At 31.7% G+C, this 18,643-nt stretch carries 18 protein-coding genes; 15 read left to right on the forward strand and 3 right to left on the reverse strand.

The features are described 5' to 3' along the window. Nucleotides 1-35 precede the first annotated feature (35 nt). The 6 genes from KF816_06215 to KF816_06240 all read left to right on the forward strand — a co-directional run bounded on the left by KF816_06215 (nucleotide 36) and on the right by KF816_06240 (nucleotide 4,132). On the forward strand, nucleotides 36-251 hold the full coding sequence (locus KF816_06215) for a hypothetical protein (GenBank protein MBX3007606.1): 216 nt from the start codon (nucleotides 36-38) through the stop codon (nucleotides 249-251). Between the two features lie 225 nt (nucleotides 252-476). After that, the gene (locus tag KF816_06220) at nucleotides 477-1,067 is read left to right on the forward strand and encodes a hypothetical protein (protein MBX3007607.1); all 591 of its coding nucleotides are present in this window, start codon (nucleotides 477-479) and stop codon (nucleotides 1,065-1,067) included. Nucleotides 1,068-1,249: 182 nt separating this feature from the next. Next, nucleotides 1,250-2,209 carry a hypothetical protein gene (locus KF816_06225; protein MBX3007608.1) on the forward strand — a complete coding sequence of 320 codons (960 nt, stop codon included), beginning with the start codon at nucleotides 1,250-1,252 and terminating at the stop codon, nucleotides 2,207-2,209. Nucleotides 2,210-2,222: 13 nt separating this feature from the next. After that, nucleotides 2,223-2,936, forward strand: coding sequence for a hypothetical protein (locus tag KF816_06230; GenBank protein ID MBX3007609.1), 714 nt, complete (start codon nucleotides 2,223-2,225; stop codon nucleotides 2,934-2,936). A 3-nt stretch (nucleotides 2,937-2,939) separates the two neighbouring features. Further along, nucleotides 2,940-3,425, forward strand: a complete 486-nt coding sequence (locus KF816_06235; GenBank protein MBX3007610.1) for a hypothetical protein — start codon at nucleotides 2,940-2,942, stop codon at nucleotides 3,423-3,425. A 221-nt stretch (nucleotides 3,426-3,646) separates the two neighbouring features. Beyond that, the gene (locus KF816_06240; GenBank protein MBX3007611.1) at nucleotides 3,647-4,132 is read left to right on the forward strand and encodes a hypothetical protein; all 486 of its coding nucleotides are present in this window, start codon (nucleotides 3,647-3,649) and stop codon (nucleotides 4,130-4,132) included. Nucleotides 4,133-4,200: 68 nt separating this feature from the next. Here the strand turns inward: KF816_06240 and KF816_06245 are convergent, their stop codons facing one another. From KF816_06245 to KF816_06255, 3 genes are all read right to left on the reverse strand, one after another. Continuing rightward, entirely contained in the window at nucleotides 4,201-5,016 is an 816-nt protein-coding gene (locus tag KF816_06245) for a hypothetical protein (protein MBX3007612.1), read from the reverse strand. Continuing rightward, entirely contained in the window at nucleotides 5,016-5,723 is a 708-nt protein-coding gene (locus tag KF816_06250) for a hypothetical protein (protein ID MBX3007613.1), read from the reverse strand. Before KF816_06250 ends, KF816_06245 begins: the two co-directional genes overlap by 1 nt. Nucleotides 5,724-5,790: 67 nt before the next feature. Continuing rightward, nucleotides 5,791-5,958, reverse strand: a complete 168-nt coding sequence (locus KF816_06255) for a hypothetical protein (GenBank protein ID MBX3007614.1) — start codon at nucleotides 5,956-5,958, stop codon at nucleotides 5,791-5,793. 259 nt (nucleotides 5,959-6,217) lie between these two features. Here KF816_06255 and KF816_06260 point away from each other — a divergent pair, with 259 nt between their 5' ends. From KF816_06260 to KF816_06300, 9 genes are all read left to right on the forward strand, one after another. Then, entirely contained in the window at nucleotides 6,218-7,114 is an 897-nt protein-coding gene (locus tag KF816_06260; GenBank protein ID MBX3007615.1) for a hypothetical protein, read from the forward strand. A 161-nt stretch (nucleotides 7,115-7,275) separates the two neighbouring features. Further along, the gene (locus tag KF816_06265) at nucleotides 7,276-7,524 is read left to right on the forward strand and encodes a hypothetical protein (GenBank protein MBX3007616.1); all 249 of its coding nucleotides are present in this window, start codon (nucleotides 7,276-7,278) and stop codon (nucleotides 7,522-7,524) included. A 226-nt stretch (nucleotides 7,525-7,750) separates the two neighbouring features. Continuing rightward, nucleotides 7,751-8,617, forward strand: coding sequence for a hypothetical protein (locus tag KF816_06270; GenBank protein ID MBX3007617.1), 867 nt, complete (start codon nucleotides 7,751-7,753; stop codon nucleotides 8,615-8,617). Between the two features lie 246 nt (nucleotides 8,618-8,863). After that, nucleotides 8,864-9,643, forward strand: coding sequence for a hypothetical protein (locus KF816_06275; GenBank protein ID MBX3007618.1), 780 nt, complete (start codon nucleotides 8,864-8,866; stop codon nucleotides 9,641-9,643). 255 nt (nucleotides 9,644-9,898) lie between these two features. Continuing rightward, the gene (locus KF816_06280) at nucleotides 9,899-11,176 is read left to right on the forward strand and encodes a DUF2130 domain-containing protein (GenBank protein ID MBX3007619.1); all 1,278 of its coding nucleotides are present in this window, start codon (nucleotides 9,899-9,901) and stop codon (nucleotides 11,174-11,176) included. Between the two features lie 243 nt (nucleotides 11,177-11,419). Beyond that, the gene (locus tag KF816_06285) at nucleotides 11,420-11,836 is read left to right on the forward strand and encodes a hypothetical protein (protein MBX3007620.1); all 417 of its coding nucleotides are present in this window, start codon (nucleotides 11,420-11,422) and stop codon (nucleotides 11,834-11,836) included. Between the two features lie 86 nt (nucleotides 11,837-11,922). Continuing rightward, the gene (locus KF816_06290) at nucleotides 11,923-12,666 is read left to right on the forward strand and encodes a hypothetical protein (protein ID MBX3007621.1); all 744 of its coding nucleotides are present in this window, start codon (nucleotides 11,923-11,925) and stop codon (nucleotides 12,664-12,666) included. Nucleotides 12,667-13,368: 702 nt separating this feature from the next. After that, complete coding sequence (locus KF816_06295) at nucleotides 13,369-17,928, forward strand: hypothetical protein (protein ID MBX3007622.1); 4,560 nt, start codon at nucleotides 13,369-13,371, stop codon at nucleotides 17,926-17,928. A gap of 368 nt (nucleotides 17,929-18,296) precedes the next feature. Continuing rightward, nucleotides 18,297-18,641, forward strand: a complete 345-nt coding sequence (locus tag KF816_06300) for a hypothetical protein (GenBank protein ID MBX3007623.1) — start codon at nucleotides 18,297-18,299, stop codon at nucleotides 18,639-18,641. Nucleotides 18,642-18,643 lie beyond the last annotated feature (2 nt).

Genomic DNA, 18,643 nt, shown 5'->3' on the forward strand with positions numbered 1-18,643 from the left:
TCCAATTATGGAATTATGATTCGGGAGATTTTTAGGTGCGTCCGCAAAATCACGCCATTATTCGGGCAGTGCGGCAGATATACGCACCTTCAACATTCCCGATCAGCAAGCAGAAAAAACTCCCCGAAGAAATTAAGACCTCACTCAGTGCTCATTATGATATTGATGATGATACAACCCATTTTCACATTGAGTACCAGCCTATTGACTTCCAACAGCATAAGCTCAAAAATTCTATTGATAATCACTAAAATAACTTGACTTAAATATCTCATTAAACTAATTTGAGTTAAAATAATGAGGGCTTGAGGGTTAGTTTGGGGTACCGTCTGGGCATTTTATTCTCTTGAGTTCATATCATTTAATTAAAACACTGTTATTTAAACTAAATCAAAACCTTTTTCTTGATATGATTCCAAAATGATTTATATCAAGAGTTAAGGCGGGTAATTAATAGCTAATTGTAGGTGAATCTTATGAGGTTAGACAAATTCTTAATTCATAATTGGCCACCTTTAATAGATGGTAAACTTGTAAGAAGTCCGAATAGCGATAGAATCAGTAATTATTTTACTCAATACTTGCAGTATCAACTGCAAAAATATTTATCTAAGAATAAAGATTACTATTTACTACAAGAAGTTGAGTGCAAAGACCACCATCACAAACTTGATTACTTTATAGGTAAGAAGGATGTTAAAAAATATTTTGAGGGGGTAGACCCACGATATTTAAGATGGGTTGCGTTAATTGAATCTCAGTGGGGTAACAGTAATAATAAAAGTGTTCAAGATTACCTCAATCGAGATTTTCCAAAATTAACTGAATACAAAACACAATATAAAGATCAAATAAAAATTATTTTGCTTGATATGACTGGTCATCAAGGAGATTGGAAAACGAATCACAATAATTTCATAATTAGATTGAGAGAAATCGCAAAAAAAGATCCCAACAGTCATTATACAATTATTATGACAACCAGAGTCAAAACAAAAAAAATCATAGGATATACTATTGTTGAAAATTGGAAAACAAAACATTTTGAACCAATAAACTACAACTAACTAGCGTCTTAAGCGGAACGCTGTATTCGGTCGTAGTATTTGTAGTTTGTCATTGTTGTGAAAGTTAAAAAAAGTGAGTATCAAGTAACATTAACAATAAGTCGCTGTATTTGAAGCGTAAACCTTGTGGCGTCCGGTGAGATGCAAGAGCGTTAGCTGTAAAATAAAAGGAGATATTTTTTATGTATGGTTATGATTCTCTGAAACCTCAAATCATTCTCTCAGATAATGAGGTTGAATGTCCTGTTAAAGATTGCAATAAAAAGGTTCAACGTCAAAGAAAAGTTTTCAAAAAAGCGTCTCAGTTTAAATGCCCAATCCATCAAATCTATATTTCACCATCAACTTTTGAATACGAGAGTGAACAACATAATATTCTTTGGACTGATGAAAGTGATAGAAAATATCTTGAAGAAATAAAAACCGTAAAACGTGAAAGTAGGATTGCTCGTGAAAACAGCGAGGATGCGGTTTCTTTTAATGTGTTTCGCTATTTACAAAGAAATAATTTATTGGATTTATTTCTTAGCACCTTTAGCAAGGTGAAAGTTTCTAATTCAGAATTAATACTATGGAGTTATTCAGAAAAAGAGCGAGGAACTTATTCCCTTTTAAATTCAGCAAGAACTGAATTTGGGGAAGCAATAAATCGTGGTTCAGAACCTGATATAATTATTCAAACAGACACTACTTTATTCTTTATCGAAGCAAAAGTATTAGCATTCAATGAGACAAAACCAAGTGCCCCAGATAACACAAAGAAGTATTTAACAGGTGGCAATAATTGGTTTAAAAAAGTCTTTAGCAGTGATTATAGCTCCATTGCAATTGAACAAGAAAAATACGAGTTACTTAGATTTTGGTTACTTGGAACTTGGATGTCATATAGAATTGGATTGAAGTTTTCACTGATAAGTTTGGTATTAGGTAATCGTGAATTGGAAATTGAGGAAGTTTTTGACAAGATGATTGTAGAAGATAAAGAAAAACAATTCGATAGAATATCTTGGGAAGATATTTATCACTTCATTGTTACGAATAAAATTGAGTCTAATGATTATAAAATAATTATAGATTATTACAAAAATAAATGCCTTGGTTACAATAGTAGCCAATCTTTAATCAAAGCCTTTTCTATTTAATGGAGAAAATAATATGAAACTGTTTTCTGATTATGATGATAAACTGGAGAAGAACTTATCGTTAATATTTGGTGCTGTCGGTATTTTAGCAATAGCGATTAATTTGTTTCTGAAAGGATTTGAAATGCTAAATATTCTGGACGCTGTAAAAGATATTGTTGGTTTAGCTGTGGTCATAGGTGTTTTTCTCATTATGTCTTTTAAGAAAAATTCGGACAAATCATTTAAGGATATTGGTAAAGATGCATTAAGAAAATTATCATCTGAATACCCACAAATTTTAATGGGGCCACGACTAAATCGTGATAAGAGCGAAGACACAGAGGAAAATTCATCAAAAGCTCTTGAATACTTATTCGTAATGAAGAATGACCCAAAATCCAAGAAAAGAGCTAAACTTATTCCGGTTGATTATCTTGAAGATGGTGAGCTATATATTTATGTACAAAAAGGAACTGTTGCACACGGTTTACATTACGGCGAGGGAAAAGTTGCTGACGAAGACATAAAAACCATTCAAAATTCAGTTAAAGAAAAAGTGAACGCATATGTTGAGAATAATTACAGAGGCTTTTTTATAATATCTGAAGAAGAGATGAAAAAGGATAAAAACTTAGTATTGGCTATCGACTTTGATGAAAACAAACTTGGTAAGAAAAAATATTATAACGCGATTTATAATTGCGCGAAAATAGCGGTAGAAAGCCTTCTAAAATATAGGAAATAAGCAGTGGATCAAATAATTAAAATTATAATTGTCATATTAGTTGCAAACATACTTATAACCGTAATTTTAGGTGGTAGTAAAAAGTTTGTATTCTACTATGATTTCAAAGACCTTTTTATTTCCTTCTTATCCTGTTTTGTTTTATTAATAGGAATAATCCTTTCTTCTTACCTTGATTTGAAAGAATTTAATCTAATAGCCGTTACTATATCTATCATGATTGGGATTTATTCATTATATCTTGCTGTTAAATATAATCGTATGAACATTTTAGTCGGGATCCCAATCGGCATTTCAAAAATTATTCTTGGTGGTTTGTTTGTCCTAAAATTATTCGATTTAATTAGTCCAAGTGGGAAATCTGTTGGAAATAGACGTGAAAGTAGGATGACGTCTGGAATTATTCTGTTCCTTCTATCAATTATTTTCAAGTTTCTAATTAATGGTGAAGAAGTTTATCAAAAAAATGGATGGGATATTCCAAAATAAGTGCATTTACAGTTAACCCTTTCTTCAAGCCGGCCGCTTAAAACCGCTCGGCAATTGTATGATTATAAAGTTTTGTTGTAAAAGTTAGTTGCTCTATTAGTGTAGCTGAGTAAATGAAGTTATACATAAATTGTTGGCAATTGTGTTTAAATCTGCGTTGTTGTTTTAGTGGCGGTCTATTTGCAACATTGCAATATGTTACCAAGTAAGTGATGGGTGATATGGAAACATTAGTATCACAAGAAAAAAATCAAAAGATTGTACGAGTATTATCCTGGGGTTTAATGGTCATTTCAGTTTTTCTATTACTTCGGAATTTTGTTTTCCCCAATAATATCTCTTCAGTGATTAATTTTCAGCAAGCAACAAAAAATTTTATACCACCCATTGAGATCAATTATACTCTTTATTTTATTCAAACTGGTCTTGAGTTTCTACTATATATCATGGTTTATCTCTTCACCACATTTTTATTGAAATATCAAAACAAATGGAGAAGAAGACTCATGAATTTATTATTGGTAATGGTATTATTTTTTATACTATCACCAATAATTACTTACCATAGTATTGATAAAGTAATATTTGGCAACTATGCCACCATAAAGTTGGTGTTGTCATATTTATGGTCAATAATTCTTTCAGCATGGCTCCTGTTTACAATTAAAAGATTAACAAAAGAAGAGATAAAGTATCTATTTAAATAAGTACTCTTAACCTATTGCCATGAAATTATTAATTAGAAAAAAAAATATAATCGCTAATATATACCAGCTTATTTTAATTCAAAAAAATCATTTCTATTTAGATGATAAAATCCAATCTCTTTTGGATATTCATGCTTGTCTTCATTTAAAATTTCATAAATGTATTTATATTCTCCTTTTCTCCATGGTAAAATTCCAATTTTTTCAATCTTTTTCTCATTGCAATCTATAATCAGTTTCTTCATTGCATTCATTTTCTTAACCTTTTCATTTGAATAAAAAAAACTTCTCCATTCCATCTTGTTAAAGGGGACTAATATCAAATCTAAATGCTCAACATATTTCCATATGCTGTCATTAGTTATTGTTATAACTCTATTGTTGATTTTATATTGGGTTTCCGTTTTCATAAAAGTGTTTTTATATATTGCTGAATTTGGGTAGTTGTTGCTAAAAATACTTGTATCAAAATATTCTTTATCACCTTTTGTAATTTCACTTTTATCGTATGGTAAATCTAACAATCCCTCTTTTCTGTAATGGTTTATATAATAATTGTAATAATCCCAATTTATAACATGAATGTATTCATCTTTCAATACCTTCATTGCATATCCTATAAAGATATCACTTTGAATCGCATAGGTCCCACCACCTTCAAACAATCCATCATTTACACTAACAAAATAATCCAGTTTAATGTTATTTTGGATGAAATAGTCAATAGATTCTAAAGCGTTCATTCCTAGGCAAATCACTTTGTTACTTTTGTAATAAGTACCATCGAATCTGTGATCAATTAAATAAATTATATCAGCAAAATCTAATGATTCAAATCTCCTGGGATTATTAATGCCTGATGCAAAGTAAGCTAAAGTCTTCATTATGCCGCTTTAATATTTTTCAATTCTGTGATAGTAATACCGTCCCAATTTGCTTGTATAGGTTGAGCTAAATATTCAGATAATCTTAAAACCAATTCACGCAGATCATCAATATTTAATTTTATTTTAAATATTCTATAGTATGGGTCCCCGTCTTTAATAAGACACTGCTTTTCTTTTGAATATTCTACGTCAGCAGGCAAGTTTTTGATTCTTTTCTGTCTCATAAGTTCTAAAGCTCTTTTCTCGTCATACTGTTTTAATTTGCCATTTATTACATCAATAGAATCAACAAATATGAACTCTTTGATAATATTGCTGTTATCTTTAATCGTGCAATAGCCTGTCGATAAATAATCAGCATCAAGATCTATTATTGTAGGATGACTCACGGAATTCCTCATTCTTTTAAGTACAGTTGCTAAAGTCAGCTTTTCATGATATGTCGTATAAATATTCTCTAATGAAATACCCCAAACTTTATTATTGCTTAATATAGTTTCGGCTAATATGTTTTTTTTTCGCAACATGTCCCTGGTATATTCAGCGTTAATTGTTAATAAGTTTTGTAGAGATATTAGATGTAAGGTGCTTTCAAATTTATAGTTACTTTTAACTTGTTTGTCGTATTCCAAAATGATATGCCCAATTCTATACGCAATATCAGCATATACTTGTTGGTTTTGTGGATCTGGAAAATATTCCATTTATTCCCTCTATATTATTAAGACCATTATTGTTTTCATAAAAGTAATGCAATATCACGGACTTTTACTAACAACAACTATTTATAAGCAGAAATATATCACTACATAAAATAATTAGGAAGTTTTTATAGCCATGCATTTGGTGGTACATTCTTAAAATACCCTTCCTTGTTTTCTCGTTCATAATTGCTGTCCCGTCAATAAACTCACCATGAATGAATTTCAGTTCTTTCAAAAAATACTCCTCCGCTCTTCACCTCCATAACTCTTTACTCGATACTCATCACTCACACTGTTTATCCCGCTCATTACTCTATAATGCTCTTATAGCATTTTTATGTAAATATTTATAGTTTGATATTAGTAGTTACTTAAAAAGGGGTTTTCCCGAAATAGCTTTATCCCTTTTTTATTCGGGTACCCGCTGCAAATATAAAAGGTGCTTTAAAAAGTAATGTTGAAGGTTATGATAATTTACTGGAAGTGCTAAAAAGATGAATGCGAATATTGAACTTACAATAAACAAGATTATCGAATGTGTTCGATTAGATTGCTTTTCTGACATTGGTGAACTATTCAAAGATCGGAGAGATTATCATGCTTTCATTGATCAGATTCATCGGGATATGAGAATAGAGTTTCATGGACAAAATTTACATTACTATGAAACATTTCATCGTCTTGCAGATAAATATGATTTTGATTCTCTGAAGAATCTTATAAAAGGATTAACGATCGTTGAAAATATTGTAAGACATGGCGGAAGTGTATCTCCAATCATTGCTTTATACAAAAAACTTATTGAAAAAGCTGGATTGTTTTATATGACCACGGGAGACAAACAAGGGATCTATTTTTTAATTCAAAGCTTAAAGAAAAGTCCAAATAACGACATAGTGGATTTAACACACTGGATTCTTGAAAATTCTAACAATATTTATTTACCATTTGGTATTTCGACCCTAAGTTCAAAAACAATTCCCGAAATTAAAATCGAAGTTGAAAACTGGCTGGAAAGACAAAAAGAAAGAGCACAACTAAAGAAAAAGGAAAAAATTGATAAAGAGCATAGAGACGAATTAAGAAAACAAAAGGTTGTCAGGAAAACTGAGGATCATAAGAAAAAAATAGAATCAGAGCGGGAATATCGTGATTCATTGAAAAACCTGACTTCAAAAGAACTAATGGAAAAGATTCTTAATGATAAAATACGCCCAGTCTATTATTATTACAGTGAGTTAAACAATATTTGCAAACTTGATTCTGAATCATCAGAGTTATTGAAGCTAGTTATTCTGAGATTTAAGGAAGAAGAAAAATATCAATTTAAGCGGCTTAAAAGGGAATTGATATATTTGATTGAACATAAAGAACAAGTTGGCGGTACATGATCTACACCACAAGGTTTTAATTGATGAGTCGGGGTTGTAGTCCTCTTTAACTTTTCTTACAATTTGATAAGGAATCACCGGCAATCCCTTACTAGGCATATCGCCAAGCGTTACCAGCAATGACATAAATCGACAGAGAAACAATACTACAGCAACAATATTTGAGTTCTTTTGATTTCGATTTTTCTCACAAGCACTCTCCAAAATCCCTTCATTATTCCGGCAAAGCGGCAGACCTCAGCACCTCAAACATTCCCGATCAGCTAACCAGAAAAAAACTCCCCGAAGAAATTAAGACCTCACTCAGCGCTCATTATGATATTGTTGACGATACAACCCATTTTCACATTAAGTACCAGCCAATTGACTTTCAACAGCATAAACTTAAAAATTCCATTAATAATCACTAAAATAACTTGACTTAAGTATCTCATTAAACTAATTTGAGTTAAAATAATGAGGGCTTGAGGGTTAGTTTGGGGTACAGTCCGGGCATTTTATTCTCTTGAGTTCATATCATTTAATTAAAACGCTGTTATTTAAACTAAATCAAAACCTTTTCTTGATATGATTCCAAAATGACTCGTATCAAGTGTTATGGCAGGTTAATTAATAGTTAGTTGCCAAGAGAATTTTATGAAAGGTAAAAAATTATTTACATACTCCGAAGCTGAAAAAATCAAATTATTGATAAACAGAAAGGTTAAAGCTTCTAAATATGATCAGAAAAGAATTAGAGATGAGATCCGATCGATTGGATTTTATTTCTCGGATTTTTCTAGCAAAAAGGGGTATACAGTTGATGATTTCGAAAATTTAATACATTCTCGGCAAATCCAAATGATTAAATCAGCCAATAGCAATGACGTTGCTACTGAAATTAGTAAGTCTGAAATAAAGAATTTACCTTTATCAAATACTAAAATAGCAGTTGAAAAAACAGAACTAGTTGGATCAGTTAACATCACCGAAGTTGAATTAAAATTGATAAAAGAAGGTCAGTATTATATGGCAGAAAATATCGACTCAGAACTACCGAAAGATAAAACCGGATTGTATTCAATTCGTTTAGCATCAAGTTCCGCACTTCCGGAAAAATATCAAAATATTCTCAGCGAACGTTCTCATAATATAATTTATATTGGTAAAGCAGAAGGTCAATCTTTATTTGATAGATTACAGCAAGAATTACGAGCAACTGGTCCTGGAACTTTTTTCAGAAGCATCGGTGCAGTATTAGGTTTCCTTCCACCACTCGGTTCGTTAAAAGGTAAAAAGAATCAGAATAATTATAAATTTTCTAAAGATGATAAAAAGAAAATAATTGATTGGATAAATGAGAACTTGGAAATAAGCTATATCAATTTCGACTATGATTTTTCTGTTGAACAACAATTGATTCAAAAGTATTGTCCTTTGTTAAACGATTCTCACAATCCTCTGGCTTTAGTAGAATTGAGAGATGATAAAGACAAATGTAGAAAAATTGCGAGAGGCAACTAACAAGCAACTTAGCCGGACGCCGTTTTCAATGTGGCATTTGAGTAGTTCTTAAGTTTAGTGGCCTAAACCAACATTGCTGTTAAGCATTGTACATATAAATTAAACTGTCGCAACTGGCTTGTATCGAGCAATTTACAAACCGGTTGCATAAACTTTGGCGTAGTCTTTTTAATCGGCATCCCTGTGTTGGGCGCCGGCTAGTTGCCACGCCGTTAAGCGAGTATTCAAAAATAGTTAAGGAATTGTATGAAACGAAAAACAATAGTAGGTGAGTTGATTAATTTTCGCGGTATGGTTTGGGCACCTGTCAATGAACAAGGTGTTGTTTTTCTATTTGGGAAAATAGCGCACGAGTTAGGAATGTATGTTGAAGTAGTTCGTCCAGGCTATCCTGATTGCATTGCAAAAAGATATATTGGGAAAGGTCGATGGCAAGAAGTTAGAATAGAATTTGAATTTAAAAGCAGCCATTTTGAAACTCACAAGCATTCCAAAGAAGAGTGCGATATTATTATTTGTTGGTCACACGATTGGTCAAATTGTCCAAAGCATATTGAAGTTATTGAGCTCCATGAGGAAATTAAAAAATTGGAAAACTTTCCACTCGCTCCTCCAGATCAAATTACTCCCGAAAGTGAATATTCGCTTGAATCACATTTTTCTCGATCAAATGCTTTTGTAAAAGAAATATTTAAAAAGATTGACATTGCTATTAAAAAAACAGATGATTCCATTTATTATAAAGTTGCCAAGTATCGTCTTATGTATTATTCTCCAAAACGTGTTTTTGCTGCTGTAGCTTTACGAAAGGATTTTATTAATATTCATCTTTTTACTAATGGCAAGAAAATTAAAGGCGTAGAATCGTTTTCGGGCGAATATGGCTACAAGTGGGGTCGCATTTATATTCGTTCCAAAGAAGATGTTCAAATAGCTATTGGTGCACTTATAAAATCGCGAAAAATGATTGAAGAATGTGTGTCTAAAAATATTACAACGGGTTGGTATGCAGAAAAAGACGAATAATTATATTAGCACCTAACCAGCTTTCCCACCAGACCGAATTTTCATTACGGCAGTGGTTCAGTCTTATAGCTTGATAAAAAAATATTAGCATTGTTTGTAACATTGTTCTAATAAATAAATTTGTTAAGAATATAGGCAGTAACTTTTTATTCATCATTTCTGTTCTGGGCCACGGCGGGCTAAGCGCATTACCATGAGCGATTTTGTTAAAAATGGACCAAATTTATAAAATCAAATAAAAACAACGGTATCACTATGAACGAAATAATTTGTCCAAATTGTAAAAAAGCTTTTAAAATAGATGAATCTGGTTTCGCTGAGATCCTAAAGCAAGTTCGAGATCATCAATTTGAAGAAGAAATGCAAAAGAGGTTAGACCTTGCTGAAAAGGAAAAGGAAAATGCTGTTAAGCTTGCTGAAGCAAATCTAAAAAATTCATTGCAAGATGAGTTATCAAAAAAGGAAAAAGAATTAATTGAACTAAAAGCTAAAAACGAAAGCGAAATTGCTGAAAAATTATCAATGAAAGATTCTGAGATAGCAGAAATGAAATCAAAAATAGAGAATGCGGAGATCGACAAAAAACTTACAGTTACAGAGGCTATTCAAAAAATCGAAAAAGAACGTGACGAGCTCGCCAATAACCTAAAGAACAAAGAAACAGAAAAGCAATTACTCGAAAAATCATTAAAAGAAAAATATTCCGCTGAACTCAAGACAAAGGATGATATCATCAAGATGAAAGATGATGAAATTTCTCTACGTAAAGATATGAAGCTAAAACTTTCGACTAAAATGATTGGCGAAACACTTGAACAACATTGCGAGAACGAATTCAACAAGTTACGCGCAACCGCTTTTCAAAAAGCTTATTTTGAGAAAGACAACGATTCTAAATCTGGAAGTAAAGGTGATTTTATTTATAAGGAAAGCGATGAAGCCGGGAATGAAATCATCTCAATTATGTTTGAAATGAAAAATGAGGGAGATGAGACTGCAACAAAAAAAAGAAATGAAGATTTTTTCAAAGAATTGGACAAAGACCGAACAGAAAAGAATTGTGAATACGCAGTTCTTGTTTCTCTTTTAGAAGCCGAAAACGATTTATATAATTCCGGAATTGTTGATGTGTCTTACAGGTATAACAAAATGTATGTTGTTCGACCCCAATTTTTTATACCAATTATCACGCTCCTACGCAATGCTGCAATGAATTCATTAAAGTATAAAGCCGAATTAGCATTGGTGAAAAATCAGAATATTGACATTACTAATTTCGAAGATAATATAAACTCGTTTAAAGAGGGATTTGCAAGAAACTATGAATTAGCAAGCCGAAAATTTAAAACTGCGATTGACGAAATTGATAAAACTATTGATCATCTTCAAAAAACGAAAGATGCATTGTTATCTTCAGAAAATAATTTACGATTGGCTAACAATAAAGCGGAGGATCTTACCATAAAAAAATTAACTAGTGGGAACCCCACTATGACAAATATGTTTGCAGAACTTTCTGATAAGAGTAAATAAATTTATGAATATTGATGGGAAATGGTTAATTCTCAAAACGAAGCTAAACAGCCAATCAAGGTGGACGCCGTTTAAGTATTCGGCATTTGTGTTATAGTTAAGTAGTGCTGTAAAAATTAGTTGCTCTTTAGGAATAGTCGAGTACACGTATTAATTAATAAATCATTTTCGTTTGCTATTAAAAGCTGCATAATGCGGCGAATTAAAACAACTTAGCAAGCATCAAATTAAATTGAGAACCATATGGAAAGTAATATATTATCTGATATTTTATTTCTTGAGCAACAGATCCATGCTGAGGATTATAAGAACCACCTTGCTGGAATAAAAGAGTGGGGAGGCGCAGATGTAATAATTGAAAAAAGATTGGATGAGGACACAAAGGCATGGATTGAAGACCAATCTACCGTATTTAGTTTTCAGAAAACTGAAACTACTCGGCAAGTGGTAATTACCGAATATTCGAAAGAGTTGAGCTGGCTTTTCTACCAATTAAAAAAAATATTTTCTTCGAGAATTGATTATGTATCAAAGTATGAGTTCTATGGTTCTTTAGCCCAATCAGCCATAGAATATCTGAGTAAGAATAAGGAAAGTGAGAATATCAAAGAGCTACTATTAGCAGTATTGAATAAATCCAAGGAATTTGTTAATAAGTGAATCTCCCAACAAATCTAACGAAGCCGTTTTTTGCATATGGGCTATTCAAACCCGGACAATTGTGCTACCCACGTATAGAAGACCTCGTGGTTAAATGCACCAAGGGTTACGTTAATGGGTATCTTAAAGAGCGAGATGGAATACCCCTCTTAATAAAAAGCGATCACTCAAAAATAAACGGTTATCTAATTTATTTTAATAGCGGTAAAGAAGCTGAGGCCTATTATCGAATAATTGATATTGAACCCGACGAAGTTTATCGATGGGAGGAGGTTACCGTGAACCAAGCAATATCAGCTAACGCCTTATTAGGTAAGAGAGAACAAAGAGGTAGCTCGGATATTGAGAATATTGATGAATGGGATGGAAAGAATGACCCTCTATTTTTACAAGGAGTCGAAGAAGTTGAGGCAATTCTTAACAATAATTCGAGTTTCACATGGGATTACAAGAAGTTATTTCGTTTGCAAATGGGTTATCTGCTTTTATGGTCAGCAATTGAAAGATATGCCGGATTGAAATACCATCTTGGTAAGAGAGCTAATGAAAAAGTCTATAAAATTGCACTTGAAGAATGTTTTAAAGATAGTCTAAAAAAGAATGTCAAAAAAGTGCGAGAAGTATTTAGCGCAACAGACTTGGAAAAATATGTATTAGATCCCAATGACCCGGAAAAATCAATACGATATTATTACCAAATTCGTTCTAATGCGATTCATCGAGGTAAGGCCGTTACAAATGATTTTGATACTGTTAAATCTTCATTAACGGAACTTCTGGCAATTTTCAAAGATCTCTTAAAGAATGCATTTGACGAAAAATCATGCTAAAAAAGTCAATCTACATGGATAACATTTTTCACTTCGTTATTTTTGCAATTCTCAGCTTCCGGTGTGCAGCAACACATTAATAATATGGGGGTAAATTCGACTCTGATCAATAGGAGATTGAAGAATCATATTAAAACTGCGAACGTTTTCGACTTATCTCAACTCTAATTATGAAATCCATTTATGGAAATTATTTTAAAGCCTTTAGAATTCCTACAGTTGGATTTATCTTTTCTTAAGGAATTAGGTTTAATAAATTCTTCTTAGGTAATTAACGTATCATTTTATTTTGTAGTCAAAGCTAATGAGTTGTTTTCTTCCCGGTGATTCGTTCCCGGATTTAGTTAAGGGTTTGGTGGCTTTTGTATTTACATATCAGATTCAAAATTAGGCTATTGATTGTAATTATTATGTGTGATTTATGATTTGAGTCTAATCGTTATACTTATTCTCCATTTAAAATCCATTTTTCGAACCACGATATTCAATATTTTCTTGAGGTAGCTTATCACTGTCTATACGAAACACCAAATTATGCTATTCACCTTTCGCAGATTTGCAGAAATTTTTTGAGAATAATTCGAAAATCTATTTAAAATAAGTTCTTAAATTTGATTAAAAAGACCTTTTGGTATATATTAAAAACTAATTACTTAGATGCTAATTAATTAATTAAATACACTCTAGAAAAACGGGAGGGATATGAAGTATATCGTTTATGAGACTCCAGCATTTTTGGCTCTTGCTGAAAAGTACAATTGCTTGAATGAGATTAAAAAATTAAAGGAAAAAGTTGAAAAAGAACAAAGTATAGGTACATTTGAACGCTATTTACCATCACCATTTATCAGAAAATATGTAGGATCGAATTTTAGGTTGATTGCTTCCGAAAAATTAATTGATGATAATAATTTTATCTGCTTCCTAAAAATTCTTCCGAGAGGGAGTAAGGAGTATAAAGACTGGCTTAATAACTTAGATTTATTCAATGATCAAATTCCATCAGATTCAGAACTAATGAAAGAAATTACTAACCTTCAGAAAACTAACATCCCCTCATTGAAAAATCTTGATGATAGTGAATATGAGTTTTTGATGACGATCCATCCTGAATCAGCCGATTCTGATGAAATAATAATTGAATCAAACTATTGGGTGGAAACTATTAATGAAAAAGATTTTGAATATTATAAACTACAAATTTTAGAACTATTATATGAAGTAGTTCAAATCAAACCTGCAACTTGTGAATTACAAGAAATAACTGATATAAAAAAGAGTGTCGCTGTTAATTATAAATATTATCCAGATTTTAATAAGTATTTCTTAATTGCTCCACGTTTACTCAACAAAAATGACGATCAAAATAAGTTATTAATTGAAAAGGCATGTAATGAACTTGCGGACGTTAATTCTATTAAACAGCTTATACAGCTTGGTCGTAAATCTTATCCTTCATACATTTTAATTGATCAAGATATTTGGTTTAATATCCAAAAACATAAAGAAGGTAATCTTGCTCTTTCTCCTGAAGAAAACGCCATACTAGAAAAAATTAGAAAAAATAATCACGAGTCCCCTAGGTATCCTATCTTTATAAATGGTCGTCCCGGTAGTGGTAAATCTACTATCTTACAATACCTATTTTCAGATATAATCCACCATGTTTTTTCTCATTTACTCGAAAACAAACAAATTACTTTTTTCCCCCTTTATCTAACATATAACGACAATCTACTGAATGTTGCAAAAAAAACAATTAAAATAATATTAAAATGTAACGCCGATAAAGTTAGTACGAAAACTATCGATCTTAATACCCTACTATTCATAGAAAACTTTGAGAAATGTTTTCAAACTTTTCAGAATTTACTTCTAAGTTTTTTGAATGAAAATGAACTCTCAAAATTTTCGAATGAAAAATACGTTGACTTTTCAAGATTCAAAGAATTTTGGTTTAAGGATATTCCTAGAAATCCTGATCCTTACATGCGTAAGAAGCTAAATCCTGAAACTGCTTGGCACGTGATTAGAACTTATATAAAAGGAATGTCATTTAGCAGAGAAAATGATTTCGATGATGAAGCCTATCGAAGCGAATTAGCCCGGGATCAAAAAACAATATCAGATGAACTTTTCAAAAATATCTATGAAAAGGTTTGGAAGGGATGGTATAAGCCGCTTTTAACTCAGAATAGCTTTTGGGATGACCAGGATTTAGCTAGATATATCATTGATTCTCATAAAGAATTGGCTAACTATTCTGCTGTTTTCTGCGATGAGGCACAAGATTTTACCAAGATAGAACTTGAAATAATTATTAACCTTTCATACTTTAAAAAAAGAACTATCCCTTCTGAATTAATTAAAAATATTCCTTTTGCTTTTGCTGGTGATCCTTTCCAAACCCTAAATCCTACTGGTTTCAATTGGGAATCAGTTAAAGCAAACTTTCATGAAAAGATTATTAAAGAATTGGATAAATCTTCTCGCCCAAAATTGCAGCTCAACTATTTTGAACTTGAGGAAAACTATCGTTCAACAAAACCGATTGTTGGATTTAGTAATGTTATTCAACTTCTGAGAGGTGTTCTTTTCAATATTAAAAATTTGGTCCCGCAAAAAACATGGTATAGTATTTACAATCAACCGCCCCAGTTTTTTTATAATAATACACATACGATTGAAGAAGAAATCAAGGGTCAAGAAGAGATTGTTATAATAATCCCATGTCAATCTGGTGAAGAACTTAATTGGATTAAATCTGATCCATTACTAAGAGATTTTGCTATTGGTGATGATGGAAACATAAGTCGAAATATTCTAAGTCCGATGCGTGCCAAAGGTCTGGAATTTAATAGAGTTGTACTCTATAACTTTGGAAACCAAGCTGCCATCGACTATGGCGACTTTAACCTAGAAAGCTTCTTATACGAGGACGATAAAGCAATTTTGAATAAGCCAGAAGAACAACTTCGCTTCGAATTTTTTATAAATAACCTATATGTTGGAGCGAGCAGGCCTAAATATAGTCTTCTAATTGTCGACTCACGGAAAGGTTATGAGTTTTTTTGGGGGACTCTCAGAAACAATTACTTGGATCTTTTGGAGCACTATAGTTCTAATTTTTCAACATTGGATATTTGGTCTGAAGATTATGTTACCATATTTGAAGAAGGTTCTTCAATTGCTTGGGGAGAACATAAAGATGAACCCTTACTCTTAGCACGTTCATTCGAAAAACAAGGTGTGCAAACAAAAAATATTGATGATTTAAAGCTTGCAGAACAGAATTATAATAGAGCTAAAAATTACAATGAAGAGAAACGAGTAAAAGCACTTAGACTATACTGGTCAAAATCATTCGAAGATTCTGGTGATTTATACAAATCTTTGGGGTTGTATGATGAGGCATTAGGATCCTATTGGGATGGTAAAATTTACGCGAAAATTCAAGAACTTACCAAACTTAAAGTGAATTTAATTTATCGTCCTCAAGCAAATGCAGCAGAATATATGCTTGAACCTTCTGATTATGATAAAGCTCAGAAATTTCTTAACCAGATTTATGACCATTTCCAGAACAGAAGCACTAAACAAGATCTAACTTTTCAGATATGTAATTCTTCAACATGGCCACATGTTTTAAAAGTCCTAGTAACCAATCTTAGTAAGTTTTGTGTTAGCGAAAACAACGAAACACTTTCAAGAAATATCAATTACCGATTATCCAACTCGATTGAAAATCTTCTTGGTAAAGATTCCAGCAATGATATTGCCTTAATTAAATATTATGACGATTATAAACAAGAAGCTATTCTTCAGTGGGAATCGAACGAGAACAATAAATATCCAAAAGAATACTACATAGCTAAATCGGAAGTAACATCGTATCCCGAAAAGCTCAACTGGTTGGATAAATTGAATAATTCAGATGCCATATTATTCACCTATGGTGAACATAAAAACGAAATCGATGACCTCACTGAAGACTTGATTAGTATTATTATTAAGGTAATAGTACAAAATAATATGAAAGAAGATTTCCTATTTATTCTTCAAAAAGTTGGTATTAATAAAGTTAAGTCATCTTTCCTAACATTAGATTTCCTACTAGATGTTGCTTTGGATTATGATAATTACGAATTAATCGCATCTTATCTAGCCGATAATTTTACCGAAACTCAGTTAAATATTAACCTTAAATCGTTACGTAAAAAGGACCCTCAGAAGTACTTAATTATTAATCTTGCCCTATATCAAAAGATAATTCAGAAGGACTCTATAAAAGATATGATCCTTTTTGTTAATAATCTTTTACTACACAATAATGATCGTAAAGAAGAGTATTCTTATATTTTTAATTGTATAACTCTTGAATACCTTAAAAAGGTGAATCATGATACAATTCCGCTAGACAAATTTACCTATGAGGAAATATCTAAATATCTTTGCTCAAATTATATTTCTCATGATAAAACTAAAGAATGGGATCCCAAGTATGATTTTTATACGGTTTTAATTGCTTTTGAAAAATTTGGGAAAATTATTGATGCACTTAACTTTTATGAATCAATTTATAAAAATGAAAATAATGAAGAAGATTTAATTAAGTTGAGTAAAGAGAGATGGGTAAAACAAAAAATTAAACAATATGAAAAAAATGAAAAAAATGAAAAATATGAAAAACATAATAATCAGAAGAATAAAGAAGAAGCACAATCGCTTTTCAAAGAGTGGGGTATCGTAAATAAGTATGATTCTATAAAAGAGATTCCTGAATACAAATTTTATTATGAATATTCTAAAGATAAAGCTATTAATGGTGTCATCGCTTCTATTATCCACCCAACAAAAAAAATTACTCCGGTTGAAAAGGGAAGTTCAGTTATAACCGATTCCCCTGAACGGATTAATGAAATCAAAAAATATGCTGAGGGAATTAATTCAAAATCTTTTAATTATGAATTCATTGGCCAATTAAATCTTAGTGATAAGATCAAATATGAAATTGAGCATAAACCATTAATCTATAAGACGCGTATTAAGTATGTGTCTCCCACTTCGGAGGAACTTGTCTCAATTTTACATGACAAGAAAACCATAACTGGTGAAGTTGAGTTTATTCATTATGATGGTTCAACGGATGTGTACTTCAATAATGATTGGAATTTATTTGTTTCTTTTTATAACGGTACAATAAGCTTTTCATATAATGAAATTGGCAATGTACTTTTATCTTTAAAAATTCGCGAAAATTAAAATTATGTATAAACTTACCCTTTCTTTGTTGCAAAATTTTTCTTCGGCGGTCAAGCACCATTTCTTGATCGCCGAATCGTTTCTACCATGTCCGCCATTTATTGGAGGGTTCTAAAATGTTTTTTAAGAATTCTGCGCCTCAATAAAATGGCCTTAAAAGAATGAGTGATTCGATGTTAATCAGAAATTGTAGAGTAGCTATCTCAATCTGAATTCAATTTCTGTAATCGAATTATCGAAATTCTTAGCTATTTTATTGCAGCGTATGTTCTTTTGCATACTTTTCTGGAGTTTACCCCGCATTTTTACGGGGCCAAGAAAAGTATGATTACAAGTTTTTAGCAAAATATTTTTTAAGGAAACCCCAAATGCAACTTAAGCCCTCCGTAAAACTCACCGGCATCACAAGCGAGTTGCTCCTCGGCCAAGTTATCTTTACTGACATATGCAAAAAATATAATGTCGAAATGGTAATATCCTCTTTACTCGATTCAAAGCACTCTCAAAAATCCCTCCATTATTCCGGCAACGCAGCGGAACTCCGCACCTCCAACATTCCCGATCAACTAACCAGAAATAAAATCCTTGAAGAAATCAAAATCTCACTTGGTGCTCATTATGATATCGTTGATGAAGTTACCCATTTTCACATTGAGTACCAGCCTATTGACTTCCAACAGCATAAGCTTAAAAATTCTATTAATAATCACTAAAA

It is taken from the genome of Melioribacteraceae bacterium, from assembly GCA_019638015.1.
GTDB lineage: Bacteria > Bacteroidota > Ignavibacteria > Ignavibacteriales > Melioribacteraceae > JAHBUP01.

What these genes read in the sequence shown, in the direction of transcription:
- KF816_06295 (MBX3007622.1), top strand. Translation starts at nt 13,369, where the DNA reads ATGAAGTATATCGTTTATGAGACTCCAGCATTTTTGGCTCTTGCTGAA.
- KF816_06220 (MBX3007607.1), top strand. Translation starts at nt 477, where the DNA reads ATGAGGTTAGACAAATTCTTAATTCATAATTGGCCACCTTTAATAGAT.
- KF816_06270 (MBX3007617.1), top strand. Translation starts at nt 7,751, where the DNA reads ATGAAAGGTAAAAAATTATTTACATACTCCGAAGCTGAAAAAATCAAA.
- KF816_06300 (MBX3007623.1), top strand. Translation starts at nt 18,297, where the DNA reads ATGCAACTTAAGCCCTCCGTAAAACTCACCGGCATCACAAGCGAGTTG.
- KF816_06250 (MBX3007613.1), bottom strand. Translation starts at nt 5,723, where the DNA reads ATGGAATATTTTCCAGATCCACAAAACCAACAAGTATATGCTGATATT.
- KF816_06280 (MBX3007619.1), top strand. Translation starts at nt 9,899, where the DNA reads ATGAACGAAATAATTTGTCCAAATTGTAAAAAAGCTTTTAAAATAGAT.
- KF816_06260 (MBX3007615.1), top strand. Translation starts at nt 6,218, where the DNA reads ATGAATGCGAATATTGAACTTACAATAAACAAGATTATCGAATGTGTT.
- KF816_06285 (MBX3007620.1), top strand. Translation starts at nt 11,420, where the DNA reads ATGGAAAGTAATATATTATCTGATATTTTATTTCTTGAGCAACAGATC.
- KF816_06245 (MBX3007612.1), bottom strand. Translation starts at nt 5,016, where the DNA reads ATGAAGACTTTAGCTTACTTTGCATCAGGCATTAATAATCCCAGGAGA.
- KF816_06225 (MBX3007608.1), top strand. Translation starts at nt 1,250, where the DNA reads ATGTATGGTTATGATTCTCTGAAACCTCAAATCATTCTCTCAGATAAT.
- KF816_06275 (MBX3007618.1), top strand. Translation starts at nt 8,864, where the DNA reads ATGAAACGAAAAACAATAGTAGGTGAGTTGATTAATTTTCGCGGTATG.
- KF816_06230 (MBX3007609.1), top strand. Translation starts at nt 2,223, where the DNA reads ATGAAACTGTTTTCTGATTATGATGATAAACTGGAGAAGAACTTATCG.
- KF816_06240 (MBX3007611.1), top strand. Translation starts at nt 3,647, where the DNA reads ATGGAAACATTAGTATCACAAGAAAAAAATCAAAAGATTGTACGAGTA.